At 68.5% G+C, this 14,018-nt stretch carries 16 protein-coding genes; 9 read left to right on the plus strand and 7 right to left on the minus strand.

Annotation, left to right across the window (positions count from 1 at the left end; genetic code table 11):
* Positions 1-32: 32 nt before the first annotated feature.
* A complete protein-coding gene (locus AORI_RS74885) occupies positions 33-1,436 on the plus strand; it encodes a bis-aminopropyl spermidine synthase family protein (protein ID WP_016337057.1) in 1,404 nt (467 codons plus the stop codon).
* A gap of 96 nt (positions 1,437-1,532) precedes the next feature.
* Here the strand turns inward: AORI_RS74885 and AORI_RS74890 are convergent, their stop codons facing one another.
* Entirely contained in the window at positions 1,533-2,693 is a 1,161-nt protein-coding gene (locus AORI_RS74890; protein WP_228688242.1) for an NAD(P)-dependent malic enzyme, read from the minus strand.
* A 395-nt stretch (positions 2,694-3,088) separates the two neighbouring features.
* On the opposite strand from AORI_RS74890, the gene AORI_RS74895 reads away from it, so the two are divergent.
* A complete protein-coding gene (locus AORI_RS74895; RefSeq protein WP_016337059.1) occupies positions 3,089-3,694 on the plus strand; it encodes a dTDP-4-dehydrorhamnose 3,5-epimerase family protein in 606 nt (201 codons plus the stop codon).
* A 1-nt stretch (position 3,695) separates the two neighbouring features.
* Here AORI_RS74895 and AORI_RS74900 read toward each other — a convergent pair whose 3' ends face one another.
* Positions 3,696-5,303: a GMC oxidoreductase gene (locus AORI_RS74900; protein ID WP_016337060.1), complete on the minus strand. Its 1,608-nt coding sequence runs from the start codon at positions 5,301-5,303 to the stop codon at positions 3,696-3,698.
* A gap of 167 nt (positions 5,304-5,470) precedes the next feature.
* On the opposite strand from AORI_RS74900, the gene AORI_RS74905 reads away from it, so the two are divergent.
* Positions 5,471-6,142, plus strand: coding sequence for a hypothetical protein (locus AORI_RS74905; protein WP_016337061.1), 672 nt, complete (start codon positions 5,471-5,473; stop codon positions 6,140-6,142).
* A 308-nt stretch (positions 6,143-6,450) separates the two neighbouring features.
* Here the strand turns inward: AORI_RS74905 and AORI_RS74910 are convergent, their stop codons facing one another.
* Entirely contained in the window at positions 6,451-6,921 is a 471-nt protein-coding gene (locus AORI_RS74910) for a hotdog fold domain-containing protein (protein ID WP_016337062.1), read from the minus strand.
* Positions 6,922-6,983: 62 nt separating this feature from the next.
* Here AORI_RS74910 and AORI_RS74915 point away from each other — a divergent pair, with 62 nt between their 5' ends.
* Both AORI_RS74915 and AORI_RS74920 read left to right on the plus strand, forming a co-directional pair.
* The gene (locus AORI_RS74915; RefSeq protein ID WP_016337063.1) at positions 6,984-7,577 is read left to right on the plus strand and encodes an acid phosphatase; all 594 of its coding nucleotides are present in this window, start codon (positions 6,984-6,986) and stop codon (positions 7,575-7,577) included.
* Positions 7,578-7,579: 2 nt separating this feature from the next.
* The gene (locus AORI_RS74920) at positions 7,580-8,059 is read left to right on the plus strand and encodes a GNAT family N-acetyltransferase (protein WP_016337064.1); all 480 of its coding nucleotides are present in this window, start codon (positions 7,580-7,582) and stop codon (positions 8,057-8,059) included.
* Between the two features lie 5 nt (positions 8,060-8,064).
* Here AORI_RS74920 and AORI_RS74925 read toward each other — a convergent pair whose 3' ends face one another.
* A complete protein-coding gene (locus tag AORI_RS74925) occupies positions 8,065-8,604 on the minus strand; it encodes a hypothetical protein (protein ID WP_016337065.1) in 540 nt (179 codons plus the stop codon).
* Between the two features lie 245 nt (positions 8,605-8,849).
* Here AORI_RS74925 and AORI_RS74930 point away from each other — a divergent pair, with 245 nt between their 5' ends.
* Complete coding sequence (locus AORI_RS74930; RefSeq protein ID WP_016337066.1) at positions 8,850-9,776, plus strand: diacylglycerol/lipid kinase family protein; 927 nt, start codon at positions 8,850-8,852, stop codon at positions 9,774-9,776.
* 274 nt (positions 9,777-10,050) lie between these two features.
* On the plus strand, positions 10,051-10,305 hold the full coding sequence (locus AORI_RS74935) for a WhiB family transcriptional regulator (RefSeq protein WP_007028999.1): 255 nt from the start codon (positions 10,051-10,053) through the stop codon (positions 10,303-10,305).
* A 295-nt stretch (positions 10,306-10,600) separates the two neighbouring features.
* Here AORI_RS74935 and AORI_RS74940 read toward each other — a convergent pair whose 3' ends face one another.
* Positions 10,601-12,124: a sensor histidine kinase gene (locus AORI_RS74940; RefSeq protein ID WP_016337068.1), complete on the minus strand. Its 1,524-nt coding sequence runs from the start codon at positions 12,122-12,124 to the stop codon at positions 10,601-10,603.
* A 106-nt stretch (positions 12,125-12,230) separates the two neighbouring features.
* On the opposite strand from AORI_RS74940, the gene AORI_RS84805 reads away from it, so the two are divergent.
* Entirely contained in the window at positions 12,231-12,305 is a 75-nt protein-coding gene (locus AORI_RS84805; RefSeq protein ID WP_369299112.1) for a 50S ribosomal protein bL37, read from the plus strand.
* Positions 12,306-12,374: 69 nt separating this feature from the next.
* Here AORI_RS84805 and rsrA read toward each other — a convergent pair whose 3' ends face one another.
* Together rsrA and AORI_RS74950 are read right to left on the minus strand one after the other, a co-directional pair.
* Positions 12,375-12,698: a mycothiol system anti-sigma-R factor gene (rsrA, locus tag AORI_RS74945; RefSeq protein ID WP_016337069.1), complete on the minus strand. Its 324-nt coding sequence runs from the start codon at positions 12,696-12,698 to the stop codon at positions 12,375-12,377.
* Complete coding sequence (locus tag AORI_RS74950; protein WP_026466946.1) at positions 12,695-13,333, minus strand: sigma-70 family RNA polymerase sigma factor; 639 nt, start codon at positions 13,331-13,333, stop codon at positions 12,695-12,697. The genes rsrA and AORI_RS74950 overlap by 4 nt, the downstream gene beginning before the upstream one ends.
* Before the next feature lie 189 nt (positions 13,334-13,522).
* On the opposite strand from AORI_RS74950, the gene ybaK reads away from it, so the two are divergent.
* Positions 13,523-13,999, plus strand: a complete 477-nt coding sequence (gene ybaK, locus AORI_RS74955) for a Cys-tRNA(Pro) deacylase (protein ID WP_016337070.1) — start codon at positions 13,523-13,525, stop codon at positions 13,997-13,999.
* Positions 14,000-14,018 lie beyond the last annotated feature (19 nt).

The following is a 14,018-nucleotide window of genomic DNA, read 5'->3' on the forward strand; positions in this document are numbered from 1 at the left end:
GTCTCAGGGACCGGGTCACTAGGCTGCGTGCCGTGAGTCCTTCCGTCGATGACGTCTTCGCGGCGCACGGTGTCCACGTGCGACCGCTCCATCAGGTGATTTCCCTGCTCCGGACGGATTGGCGTGACCTCGGCGAGCTGGTCCGCGTCAGCACCGCGCCACGCCGGAGCGTCGAAGACGTCCTGAACGCGCTCGGCGACGACTTGGAGCGGAACGAGTCCCGCTTCCGGCTGGCCCCCGCCACCCGGGAGAAGTACGCGCGCTTCGGGGCGCGGGACCGGAAATCCGATCCCGGCCTGCTGAAGACCATCACCAGCTACGTCGAGAACGTGCCCGCGCCGCTGGCCGCGCTCGATCACGTGCAGGCGACGCCCGAGACGGTGCTGAACCGGGCGCTGTGGCTGGACGAGCGCTACGACCTCGCCACGGCGAAGCTGTTGTTCCTGGGCGACCACGACCTCACTTCGCTGGCCGTGCGCGCGTTGCGGCCGGACGCGGACCTCACCGTCGTCGATCTCGACGACCGCGTGCTCTCCTACATCGACGAACTCAGCGAGCGCTCCATCCGCACGCTGCACACGGATCTGCGGGTCGGCCTGCCGCCGTCGGTGACCGGGCGGATGGACCTCGTGTTCAGTGATCCGCCTTACACCCCCGAGGGAATGGGCCTCTTCGCGGCGCGCGGGGTGCAGGCGCTCGCCGAACCCTCGGATGGGCGGCTGCTGCTCGCCTACGGCTACAGCCCGCGCCACCCCGCGCTGGGCGCGCAGGTGCAGCGGGCGCTCGCGACGCTCGGGCTGACCTTCGAAGCGATCCTTCCGGACTTCAACCGCTACTTCGGCGCGCAGGCGATCGGGAGCGCGGCGGACCTCTACGTCTGCCAGCCGACCGCGAAGTCGAAGAAGAACCGTGGCGGCAAGGGGAAGGCCGCGATCTACACGCACGGCCCGCAGTCGGTGGAGTCCGCCGGCGCGGCCAAGCCGTCGCTGCTGGACAAGCTGCACGAGATCGCCACCGAAGGCGGGCTGGCGCTGGAGTCACGTCCGGTCGACTGGTCCGTCTCCGGGCCGGAAGGCGACGCGGTCGCGATGGACCTCTCGGCCGACCCCGGCCCGTGGCTGCTGCGGACCCTGCTGGGCACCAACGCGCGACGGCTGGCGCTGCTGGTCCCGAACTCGCATCCCGATCTGACGAACGCCGAGGCGCAGGGCGCGCTGAACCGGCTGGTCGGGGCGAAGTACCGGCTGCGGCTGCTGCGGAGCACCCCGGACAACCGGCACGCCATCGTCGTCGCGGACGCCGTCGAGCACCAGGAAGAGCTGCTGACCAGGGCGCACGCGCGGCTGGCGAACGTCTCGCTGGACGTTCCGCCGGAGCTGACGGACGCGCGGCTGATCGACCTGCCGCGGCATCGGCTGGCGGAGCTGCTCGGCTGAGCGTGTCAACCCCCAGATGCCAGGAACGGTCCTTTCCTTGCGAAATTCGCAAGGAAAGGACCGTTCCTAGCACTCGCGAGCGCGTGAAAGGGACCGTCACACCACGCCGTCGGCCTCCGCGGCCTTCGCGACCGCGGCGGCCACCTCGGGCGCGACGCGCGGGTCCAGCGGGCTCGGGACGATCCGGTCCGGCCCGAGGTCGTCCTGCGCGACGGCGAAGATCGCTTCGGCCGCCGCCAGCTTCATGTTCTCCGTGATCGCCCGCGCACCGGAGTCCAGCGCGCCGCGGAAGACGCCGGGAAACGCCAGCACGTTGTTGATCTGGTTCGGGAAGTCGCTGCGCCCGGTCGCCACGACCTTGGCGTACCGCGACGCCGCGACCGGGTGCACCTCCGGGTCGGGGTTCGACAGCGCGAACACGATCGCGTCGTCGGCCATCCCGGCCAGCAGGGTCTCGTCGATGGTCGCCCCGGACAGGCCGAGGAAGACGTCGGCGCCCTTCAGCGCCTCACCCAGGCCGCCGCGCAGGCCGGCCGTGTTCGTGGTCTCGGCGAGCTTCTGCTTGATCGGGTTCAGGCCCTCACGACCGGAGTGGATGATGCCGCGCGAGTCGAGCACGGTGACGTCCGCGACGCCCGCGTTCTGCAGGATCTTGGCGCAGGCCACCCCCGCCGCGCCCGCCCCCGAGACGACCACGCGCTGGCCGGAGATGTCCTTGCCGAGGACCTGGTTCGCCCCGCGCAGCGCGGCCAGCGTGACGATCGCCGTCCCGTGCTGGTCGTCGTGCATGACCGGGCAGTCGAGGGCCTCCTTGAGGCGGTCCTCCAGCTCGAAGCAGCGCGGCGCCGAGATGTCCTCCAGGTTCACCGCGCCGAACGACGGGCGCAGCCGGACCAGGGTCTCGATGATCTCGTCGACGTCGGTGGTGTCGAGCACCAGCGGGATCGAGTCGAGCCCGCCGAAGGTCTTGAACAGGACCGACTTGCCCTCCATGACCGGCAGCGAAGCGCTCGCGCCGATGTCACCGAGGCCGAGCACCGCCGTACCGTCGCTGACCACCACGACCAGCCTGTCCGCCCACGTGTACCGCTTCGCCTTGGCCGCGTCCTCGGCGATCGCCCGGCTCACCTTCGCCACCCCAGGCGTGTACGCGACCGAAAGGTCACGGGGCGAGGAGATCGGTCGCGTGGCGGCCACGGAGAGCTTGCCGCCCTCGTGCCCCTCGAAGATCTCGGTGTCCGTCACTGGCGTGGTCATCGTGGTGGTTCCCGTCATTGCTTCCGCCGTGTCTAAGGACGGCGAAGTCTCGATTCGAGCGAAGGTCATTGGAATTCTCCTGGGACTGCGAGCGGGGGAACTGGCCGGTGAGCAGGCCAAATTGGGCATGGCCCGGCCACCTGGGGTAACTCGTCCTCCGACACGGCAGCCCAGCGCGGTAGCGCCGGCCTGTCGGCGAAGCGTCCAATCGGCCATCGGTGCCGTGGGTGTGGCGACGGCCGCGGACGCAGCGGTCAGATCATTGTGACAGGCGTGCGGACCAGTACGCCCCTCTGGTGCGGTTGATGTCACAAACCGGCCCGGTTTTCCGCAGCTCAGAAGAGGTTTCGCAAGACGTCCGTCCGGCTTGGGATGCGCTCGTTAGCATTGAGGACATGCACGCCAGGCGCCTCAGCATCCCCGACTGTTTCGAGTTCACCCCGCGGGTTTTCCCCGATCACCGCGGCCTGTTCGTGGCGCCTTTCCAGGAAGAAGCGTTCGTCGAAGCGGTCGGGCACCGGCTTCGTCTCGGGCAGACCAACACGAGCGTGTCGCGCCGCGGGTCCATCCGCGGCGTGCATTTCGCGGACACCCCGCCCGGGCAGGCGAAGTACGTGTACTGCCCGAACGGTTCGCTGCTGGACGTCCTCGTGGACCTCCGGGTCGGCTCGCCCGCTTTCGGCGAATGGACGTCCGTTCTGCTCGACAGCGCCGAGTACAAGGCGGTCTACATCGCCGAAGGCGTGGGCCACGCCTTCATGGCGCTCGAAGACGAAACCGTCATGGCGTACCTCTGCTCCGAGCCGTACAACCCGGCGGGCGAGCACGGCGTCAACCCGATGGACGCCGAGCTCGCCCTGCCCTGGCCCCGGGACATCGAACCCGTCGTGTCCGAAAAGGACACCGCGGCGCCCTACCTGAAAGAGGCCTTGGAGCAGGGATTGCTGCCGCGGTACGACGACTGTGTCGCGTACTACGAGAAGTTGCGGACCGCGAACTGAGCTAGCGCGCCACGTCTTCGGCCAGCACCCGTTCCACGTTCCGTTCCGCGAGCGCGGCGATCGTGACGAAGGGGTTCACCCCGGTACTGCCCGGGATCAGCGAACCGTCGGTCACGTAGAGATTCGGATAACCCTTCACACGGCCGTACAGGTCGGTGGCCTCACCCAGCACCAAACCACCCAGCGGGTGATAGGTGAACCGGTTCTCGAACGACCGCGTATCCCCGAACAGGTCGCTGCGGTAGATCGTGCGGTTGGCCCGGTTGACCTTGTCGAACAACGATTTCGCCGCGTCGATCGACGGCTTCCCCTGCGAAGCGTTCCAGTGGAGCCGCGCGGAGTCGCTCGCGGCGTCGTAGGTGAAGTGGCCGCGTTCGGGGTTCTTCGTGATCGCCAGGTACAGGCTCAGCCAGGTCTCGACTCCGGCAGGCACCGGCGCGACCTCGGCGAAGACCGGGTTCACCGGGTCGTCCCACGCGTCGATGCCGAGGGCGGGCATGCCCGACTGCAGCGATCCGCCGACGTCCCACGCGTGGTTGGCACGGCCCAGCATCACGTTGCCGTTGGTGCCCCAGCCGCGCCCGACCTCGTCGTTCAGCCTCGGCAGCGTCCCCGTCTCGCGTGCCCGCACGAGCAGCTCCGTCGAACCGAGGCTGCCGGCGCCGAGGAACAGGTATTTCGCGCCGAGTTGCTTCCTCGCCACGATCGCGCCGTCTTCGGCGGTCTCGTGCACGGTGAGGACGTACGTGCCGTCGGTCTGGCGGGTGATCCCGCGGACCTCGTGCAGCGTCTTGATGGTCACCTTCCCGGTGCCCAGCGCGGCCGCGAGGTAGGTCTTGTCGAGGGACCGTTTGCCGTGGTTGTTGCCGTAGATGACCTCGGACGCGAGCGCCGACCTCGGCACCTTGCCCGCTTCTTCGCGCTTCATGTACTCGAAGTCGTAAACGCTGGGCACGAACACCGTCTTGAGTCCCGCGCGCGCCGCGGCCTTCCGGGACACCCGCGCGTAGCGATAGGAACGGCACGTTTCGAACCAGCTCGGGTCGATGTGGTTCACGCCGAGGGTCTGGTTGGCGCGCGGGAAGTACTTGCCGTACATCTCGTCCGAGTCGACGGCGGGCAGAATTTCCTCGAAGTACGACCGCTTCGGTGTCACGGCCATCGCGCCGTTGACCAGCGAACCGCCGCCGACGCCGCGTCCGACGTAGACGGACATGTCGCCGTGGCTCACCCGGTCGAGGACACCGGGGTACCGCCCGATGTCGCGGTTCGCCAGGTCCATCCAGAGAAACGACGCGAGCGGGGCCTGTGTGCGGTTCTTGAACCACGCGGCCCGGCGGTCCGGCCGGAGCATGTCGCAGAAGACCTTGCCGTCCGGGCCCGGGTCGGCCCACAGTTTGCCCATTTCGAGCATGACCGTGGGAATCCCGGCCTCGCCGAGGCGGAGCGCGGTGACCGCGGCGCCGTAGCCGGTGCCGATGACCACGGCCGTCGAGAAGCCCGGCGATGCTTCTTCGGCCTGTGCGGTGGAAATCGTGGTCAGCCCGAGAGCGGCGGCGGAGTTGAGCGCGGTGTACCCGAGGAACTTGCGGCGCGACAGTGGGGACATGCGCCGATGATCGCCCGCTGTTCGAGCCGCCTTCAAGAGCGAATCCGAAGCGGATTCGCGTCAGCTGGGTAAACACCGTTTATTTTCACTCGAACGTGGCGATTCAGGGGTCCCTTGGGTGGCTTCCCCGATGTGGCTCAAACCGGCACAGACCACTCTTTCGAGGCATGAGACGCCTCCTCGCCGCGACCGCGGCCGCCCTGTCCGCAGCCGCCCTCTTCGTCTTCCCCGGCCACGCCTCCGCGGCGGGGTTGCCCGACTTCGACTTCTCCGCCTGCCCCGCTCCGCCCGCCGACGCCGACCCCGGCACGTGGCGTTGTGAAGCCTTTGTCGCCCAAGGAGTCCTTACCATCGGCGACCGCGCGATCCCGCTCGGGGAGATGCGGCTGACGTTCTCCGAAGGCAAGGTGGACGGGAAATACGCGCAGGTGTTCGGCGAACTGCGGCACGCTCCGGCCCGGATCCGCGGCACTTTCGGCGCGGCCATCCAACTGAAGTACGGCGGCTACTCGGACTTCCAGTCCGATGACGAGCGCCGCGGCGAACTGGACCTCTACGCCGCCCTGCGGCATCCCTTGCTGCCCAAGGAATGCACGATCGGCACCCTCGGCGCGCCGCTGCACTCGGTGGTCAAGGACGATCCCGCGGTCCCCTTCGAGGTGATCTCGCAGAACCCGACGACGGTGAAATTCGGCGTCGTCGACTCGCAGCTCGCGCTGCCCGGCACCAGCGGCTGCGGCCCGCTGACGCGAGTGACCGACGAGGTGCTCGGTCTCCCCTCGGCGAGCGGGAAGAACACCTTCACGATGGCGACCTACGTACAGTTCAAACCCCTCTGACCACCCGCATTTCGTCCTCTGAATGCGGTAGTTGCACGCGCAAGGACCGCATTCAGAGGACTATTGAGGGGCAAGTCAAACGTGTCGTGTTCGTGATCGAGGCCTCCGCCTTCGACCCGGGGTCGTGAGTGGCGATGCTCGTTCTAACCCTCTTTGCCACTCACGACTCCCCCGCGAAACCGGACATACAGGCACAACACAGGCGCATGCCACCCGGAAGTGACCACTGTGGACACCAAAAGCCCCAGACGGCACAACGCGCCACATTTGACTTACCCCTCAATAAATGCCTGAGGGGGCCCGGAGTCCTACTTCTTCTTCGTCACCCAGATGGTGATGGTCGCGGTCACGACGGGCTTCCCGTTCGTGTCCGTGATCGTCACCGGCACGGGGAGCTCGAAGCCCTCGTCGCCGAATTCCGGCAACTCCGGCAGCTCCGCGACGGCGCGCAGGCTCGTCTCGGCCTTCGCCACGTACGCGACCGTCATGCCCTTCGGCAGCCAGCGATGCGTCGTCGGCACGGTCGCCTCGGCGAGCATGCCCATCGCGATCTCGGCGAGGTTGCAGGCCGCGATCGCGTGAAAGGTCTTGATGTGGTTGTAAACACCCCACCACTTCGGGGAGGTCACCTCGCACCGGCCGGGACGCAGGTCGCGCACCGACGGAAGCACCGTCCGGAAGTACGGCACACGCAGGCACATCGCCGCCGAGAACAGCTGTTTGCCGACCGGCTTGCCCGCCAGCCGGTTCCACATCGCGTAGGTCGGATTCTGCGCCATCACGGTCTCCTCATCATGTTACTCACCAGTAGCATAACCGGACGGCAGGCTATATTCGCAACGTGGCACATCGGCTCTTCCTCCTCCGGCACGGTCAGACCGAGTGGTCCGTCAACGGGCGGCACACCGGACGCACCGACATCCCGCTCACGGCCGCGGGCGAAGGACAGGCCCGCGCCGCGGGTGGCACCCTGCGCGCGGTACTCGGCGGCAGCCCGGCGCTCGTCCTCTCCAGCCCCCGCACCCGCGCACTGCGCACGGCCGAGCTGGCCGGACTGCGCGTCGACGAGGTCACCGAAGAGCTGTCCGAATGGGACTACGGCGACTACGAGGGCGTCACGACCCCGGTGATCCGCGAGACCGTCCCAGGCTGGACGGTGTGGTCACACCCGATCCCCGGCGGCGAAAGCGCGGAAGACGTCAACGCCCGCGCGGACAAGCTGATCGACCGGATCCGCGAGCCGCTCGGCAAGGGTGACGTCATCCTCGTCGGCCACGGGCATTTCAGCCGCGTCCTGGTCGCGCGCTGGATCGGTCTCCCGTCGACCGCGGGCGTCCACTTCGGACTCGACCCGGCAGGCGTCGCGGTGCTCGGCGACGAACGCGGCGAGCCGCAGATCGAACACCTCAACCTGCTTCCCACCACAGAGGACTGAAAATGGACGACCGCATCCGGCGTATCCGCGAAGAAGACGTGGACGCCGTCGTTCAGCTCGTCTACGACCTCGCCGAATTCGAACGCGCCCCGGACGAATGCCACCTCACGCCCGAGCAGCTGCGCGTCGCGCTGTTCGGCGAGGCGCCGGGCCTGTTCGGGCACGTCGCCGAGGTCGACGGCGAGATCGTCGGCTACGCGCTCTGGTTCCTCAACTTCTCCACCTGGCGCGGCGTGCACGGCATCTACCTGGAGGACCTCTACGTCCGCCCCGAGCGGCGCGGCTCCGGCCTCGGCAAGGCGCTCCTGGCCACCCTCGCGGCGGTCTGCGTCGAGCGCGGCTACGCCCGTCTCGAATGGTCGGTGCTCAATTGGAACCCGGCTCAGGGGTTCTACAAGTCGCTCGGCGCGGTGCCGATGGACGAATGGACCGTCGACCGCCTCACCGACGAACCCCTGAAGGCGCTCGCCGCGCAGGTCTAGCGGCGTCAGGAGTCGCGTTCCTCGCGTTCACGACGCGCCGCGCGGCCCGCGGCGCCGTCCCGCTCCGCGGCCTCTTCCTCGGTCTCGCCCTCCTGCATCCCGAGCGCCCACGCGCGCGAAGGGCGGCGGAACAGCAGCACGATGACGGCGACGCCGACCAGCCCCAGCGGCACGCCCCACAACGGCTGCCCGGACGGGCCCGCGCCGTACCAGCCGACACCCACCAGGATCAGCGCGACGACCACGCCGGGCGACCTCGCCCACGTCTTCCCCATCATCAGCCCGGCCGCGCAGGCCAGCGTCCCGGCGGCGAGGACGAGGTAGTAGGCGACTTCGGCCAGGAGGTTCTCCGGTCCGGCCCGGCCGTTGACCAGGAGCAGGATCGCGAACACGATCAGGGCGAGCCCCGGCAGCGCGGTGACGGCGCCGGCGAGGCGGACTTCACGGGGCGCGGGCGAGAGCTTGTCGGCGATGGACACGGCGAAACAGCCTTCCAGGCTTCCGGACACGGCGCCCCACCAGGGCGGGTCACCGTACGTGAGCACTTTCGATCGTATGCCACCCGGTCGGCCGGTTTCCCCTCGCCGCCACATGGGAAGAATTGGCGGTGTCGTCGATGAGCGGGCGGTCGGCCCGGGTGCACTTGTCACGACGCGCGACAGCTGCCGGCGATGAGGAGGGCCGCCCGCCACAGGGGTCACAAGGTGCTGCTTCGAGGACGCACGGGCCACTGAGCTTCGCGTCACCTGACGCTCCCCTCTTCGGGCCGGAGTCACTTACCCTGCGGTATGTGCGTGCCATCCTCGTCGTGAATCCCCAGGCCACCTCGACCACCGCCGGTGGCCGTGACGTGCTGGCGCACGCACTGGCCAGCCAGGTCAAACTCGACGTGGTGGAGACCGACTACCGCGGCCATGCGATGGCCGTGGCGCGGTCCGCCGCCCGCGACGGGATCGACCTCGTGGTCGCCCACGGCGGCGACGGCACGGTCAACGAGGTGGTCAACGGTCTCCTCGCGGACAGCGACGGCGATCCGGCACGGGTCGGCGACGTCCCGATGCTCGGTGTCGTACCGGGCGGCTCGGCGAACGTCTTCGCCCGCGCGCTCGGGATCGCGCACGATCCCGTGGAAGCGACGCATCAGCTCCTCAACGCCATCGAGAACGACCGAAGCCGCAAAGTCGGCCTCGGGATCGCCGACGGCCACTGGTTCACCTTCAACGCCGGCCTGGGCTGGGACGCCGACGTCGTCGGCCGCGTGGCCAAGCGCCGGGGCAAGCAGACCACGGCGGGGCTCTATCTGAGGGCCGCGGTGGCGTCGCATCTGCGGCCTCCGCTCGGCCGCCCGCCTCTCACGGTCCGCATCCCGGGTGAAGAGCCCACCGAAGTGCTGACCGCTTTCGTGTCGAACACCGATCCGTGGAGCTACCTGGGCGACCGTCCCGTCCACCTGAACCCGGAGAGCTCGTTCGACACCGGACTGGGCCTTTTCGCGTTGAGCGGTCTGGGATTGCCCACCGTGTTCAAGCATGTACGGCAGGCATTGCTCACGAAGAGCGACCAACGCGGACGACGTCTCCTTCGTCACGATGACCTGCCGATGATCCGCATAGACGCTGCTGAACCGGTAAACTTCCAGGTGGACGGCGACCTCGTCGGCCAGCGGAAGAGGGTGGAGTTCTTCAGCGTCCCGGAAGCACTGACGGTAATCGTCTGACGACCGGGACCGCTGATCGCCTGCGGCAAAGTACGAACTGCCGCTCATCGACGCAGAACCTCCGCTCACCGCATCGGCCTTCCCATCGGAAGGCCGTTTCGGAACGAAACCGCAGGTCAGGAGCGTCGCTCGGCCGGGTGAGCTGACTCACCGATCTTCAGAAAACCCTTGTCGAAACGGGTGCTTCGTGAAAGCATTCACAAGCACCCAAAAAAACGACCGCCATGACGACTATGGCGCGGAGTACCGCGCCGTTATGAAGGAGCTCAGAAACATGGACTGGCGCCACGACGCGGCCTGCCGAGACGAGGACCCCGAGCTGTTCTTCCCCGTGGGAACCAGCGGTCCTGCTCTGTCGCAGGTAGCGCAGGCGAAGGCCGTGTGCCACCGCTGCACCGTCGCTTCCGACTGCTTGGCCTGGGCATTGGCCAGCGGGCAGGACGCAGGCGTCTGGGGCGGGATGAGCGAGGACGAGCGACGGGCCCTGAAGCGCCGTCGTACGCACATCGGCACGCGTACCTCCGCCTGAGTTTTTCAACTCACGCACGCTTCATCGCATCACCGAAAACCGAGTAGCACCCCCAAGCTTCGGGTAATCCCGCGGTGCAGTGGCTCTATGGCCCTGCGCCGCGAGGTGACACGTACCCGACTTGAGCTTAACAAGCGAGGCCGACACGCCCCCGAGGGGGTGTGGCTTCAGCGGACTTTTCACAAGTCCTCCCGCGGAACCGTTACAGGGCCGGCGCCATCTTCTCTTCGGGCGCCGGCCCTAAAACGTGTCCGGGTGGGACTGTCCATTGAGGACGATCAAAAGGGACAGTCCACTACAGACGTCGCGACAGCGGGATGCGCAAGGCGGCTTCGGTACCCAGCCGGCGGCCGCCCGCCTCCTCGGAATCCCCGCGCAGTCCCCGGATCGACAGCGAGCCGCGCAGTTCCGACTCCACCAGGGTCCGCACGATCTGGAGCCCGAGGCCGTCGCTGCGTTCCAGCGAGAAGCCCGAAGGCAGCCCGCGCCCGTTGTCGCGGATGACGACGTCGAGCCAGCGCGCCGAGCGCTCCACCACGAGCTCGACCTTGCCCGGCCGTCCGTCGGGGAAGGCGTGCTCGATGGCGTTCTGGACCAGCTCGGCCAGCACCATCACCAACGGCGTCGCGATCTCGGCGACGACGACGCCGAACGAGCCCGTGCGCGACAGCCCGACCTGCGATTCGGCCGTCGCGACCTCGCCGACCATCGGGAGGACATTGTCGAGCAGCTTGTCGAGGTCGACCCGCTCGTCCACCGAGATGGACAGCGCCTCGTGCACCATCGCGATCGACGAGACCCGGCGCACGGATTCGCCGAGCGCGAGCCGCGCCTCCTCGCTGGAGGTCCGGCGCGACTGGAGCCGCAGCAACGCGGCGACGGTCTGCAGGTTGTTCTTCACCCGGTGGTGGATCTCGCGGATGGTCGCGTCCTTCGAAAGGAGGGCACGGTCACGGCGCTTCACCTCGGTGACGTCGCGCACCAGCACCAGCGCGCCGGCGGGCTGCCCGGCGGGGCGCAGCGGCAGCGCACGGAACAGCACGACGGCGCCGCGCCGGGAATCCGCCTCCGTCCGGCTGCTGGGCTTGCCGTCGAGCGCCTCGATGATCCGGTGCGACACCTCGGTCGCGTCGAACGGGTCACGGATGAGCGACCTGGTCAGCGGCGCGAGGCGCTGGCCGACGAGGTCCGATTCGTGCCCCATCCGGTGGTAGGCCGACAACCCGTTCGGGCTGGCGAAGACCACCGTGCCGGTCGGGTCGAGGCGGATGAGGCCGTCGCCGACCCGCGGGCTGGTGTGGGTGTCCGTCTGGTTCCCCGGGCTGGGGAAGGTGCCGTCGACGATCATCTGGCACAGGTCACCCGCGCTGCCGAGGTAGGCGATCTCGAGCGGGCTGGGCACCCGCGAGGCGGCCAAGTTGGTCTCGCGGCTGAGCACGGCGATCACCGTGCCGCCGAACACCACCGGGATGGCTTCACGCCGCATCGGCAGGTCGCGGTACCAATGCGGGTCCTCTTCGCGGCAGATCCGCACCTCGCGGCTCGCCTTGGCCAGCTGCGGATGCTCGTCCTCGGTGAACCGGGAGCCGACGACGTCCTCCGGATGGGCCGTCGGCGCCGTCGTCGGGCGCGCGTGCGCGACGCACACGAAGTCGCCGCCGTCGGGTTGCAGTTCCTCCGAGACGGCGACCCAGAGCAGGAAGTCGGCGAAGGACAGGTCGGCCAGCAGCTGCCATTCGGCGACCACGGTCTGGAGATGGTCCGCGGCTTGACCGGACAGGCCGGTGTTCTCCGCGAGCAGATCGGAAAGGGTGGACACGTCCCCATCCAAGCAGGGTGAGGGCCGCATGACACACTGGAGAGGTTGACCCTGGCCCAGCGGTGTCGTATCACCCCGCGCGGGCCACTCGGACGAGGAGTGAAACATGTCGAAGCGCGCCCGCAAGCGTCGCGACCGTAAGAAGAACGGCGCGAACCACGGCAAGAAGCCCAACTCCTGATCATCGATCAGACGACGAAGGCCCCCGCACCGATCCGGTACGGGGGCCTTCGTGTGTCCTGGGCCGCGCTTACTCGAAGGTCTGCTCGACCTTGACCTCGGTGCGCTCGATGGTGATCGAGCCCTTGGTCTGCACGGTCTGGCGGATCGAGGCCCGCAGCCGGGACTTGAGGTCGTCCGGCGCGTGGTCGCCACCGCACTTGCGGGCGAGCAGCTGCTTGATGTGCTCGTCGATGCCGTATTCCTCGAGGCACGGCGGGCAGTCCTCGATGTGCTTGCGCAGGGCGGCGTCGCGCTCGGCGCTGCACTCCTTGTCCAGGAGCAGGTAGATGTCGGCGAGGGCTTCCTCGCACCTGACCTTGTCGTCCGCTCCGGCGCAGTAGTCCTCGCTCATCGCCCCGCCACCTCCTGCTGCTTGCCCGCGCGGATGAAGCCGCGCTCGCGCGCGACGTCGGCGAGCAGGTCACGGAGCTGGGCGCGGCCGCGGTGCAGCCGGGACATCACGGTGCCGATGGGCGTGTCCATGATCTCGGCGATCTCCTTGTACGCGAAACCTTCGACATCGGCGAGGTAGACCGCGAGGCGGAACTCCTCGGGCAGCTTCTGCAGCGCTTCCTTGACGTCGGCGTCGGGCAGGTTGTCCATCGCCTCGACCTCGGCCGAGCGCAGCCCGCTGGAGGTGTGGCTCTCCGCCTTGGCGATCTGCCAGTCGGTGATCTCCTCGGTGGGCTGCTGCACCGGCTGGCGCTGACGCTTGCGATAGCCGTTGATGTAGGTGTTCGTGAGGATGCGGTACATCCACGCCTTGAGGTTCGTACCCGCCTTGAAAGACGCGAAGGCCGCGTACGCCTTCAGGTACGTCTCCTGGACGAGGTCCTCCGCGTCGGCGGGGTTCCGGGTCATCCGCATGGCGGCCGAGTACAACTGGTCGAGCAGGGGCATCGCGTCCCGCTCGAAGCGCTCGGCCCGCGCGGCCGCCTCTTCGGCGTCCGTGCCCGTGTCCGGCGCGGGATTCTGCGTGCTCGGCAAACCGTTCCCTTCCCGATCGGCGTCGATGCGCTTGTGCGCATGAGACGTCGTCGAGTTTACGCGCGGACGGATCACCTGGCCGCCCGGCGTGCGCGGGATCAGGATTCGGGGGGCTTCGAGTGTGGTGGACACGTGCCTTTCAACAGCGACGCCCATTCGGGCATTCCCGCCCGCTCGTAGACTTCGCCCATGGCAGGCAAGGGAACCCCGGCGACGGCGCTGCTGGCGAAGCAGAAAGTGGCACACGTTCTGCACGCCTACGACCACGACCCGCGGGCCGAGTCGTACGGCCTCGAAGCCGTCGAAGCGCTGGGACTCGACCCCGCGCGCGTGTTCAAGACACTGGTCGCCGAGGTCGACGGGAAACTGACCGTCGGTGTGGTCCCGGTCACCGGCCAGCTGGACCTGAAGGCGCTGGCGGCCGCCGCGGGCGGGAAGAAGGCGAAGATGGCCGACCCCGCCGCCGCGCAGCGCGCGACGGGATACGTGCTCGGCGGGATCTCGCCGCTCGGGCACCGGAGCAGACTGCCGGTGGTGATCGATTCGTCGGCGGAGAAGTTCGAGACCGTGCACTGCTCGGCCGGGCGCCGTGGGCTGGAGGTCGAACTCGCGCCCGGTGACCTGGCGCGGCTCACCGGTGCCGTGGTCGCCCCGATCGCTGGCTGACCTCACCCGCGAGAGGGAG

This window comes from Amycolatopsis keratiniphila, from assembly GCF_000400635.2.
Classification (GTDB): domain Bacteria; phylum Actinomycetota; class Actinomycetes; order Mycobacteriales; family Pseudonocardiaceae; genus Amycolatopsis; species Amycolatopsis keratiniphila.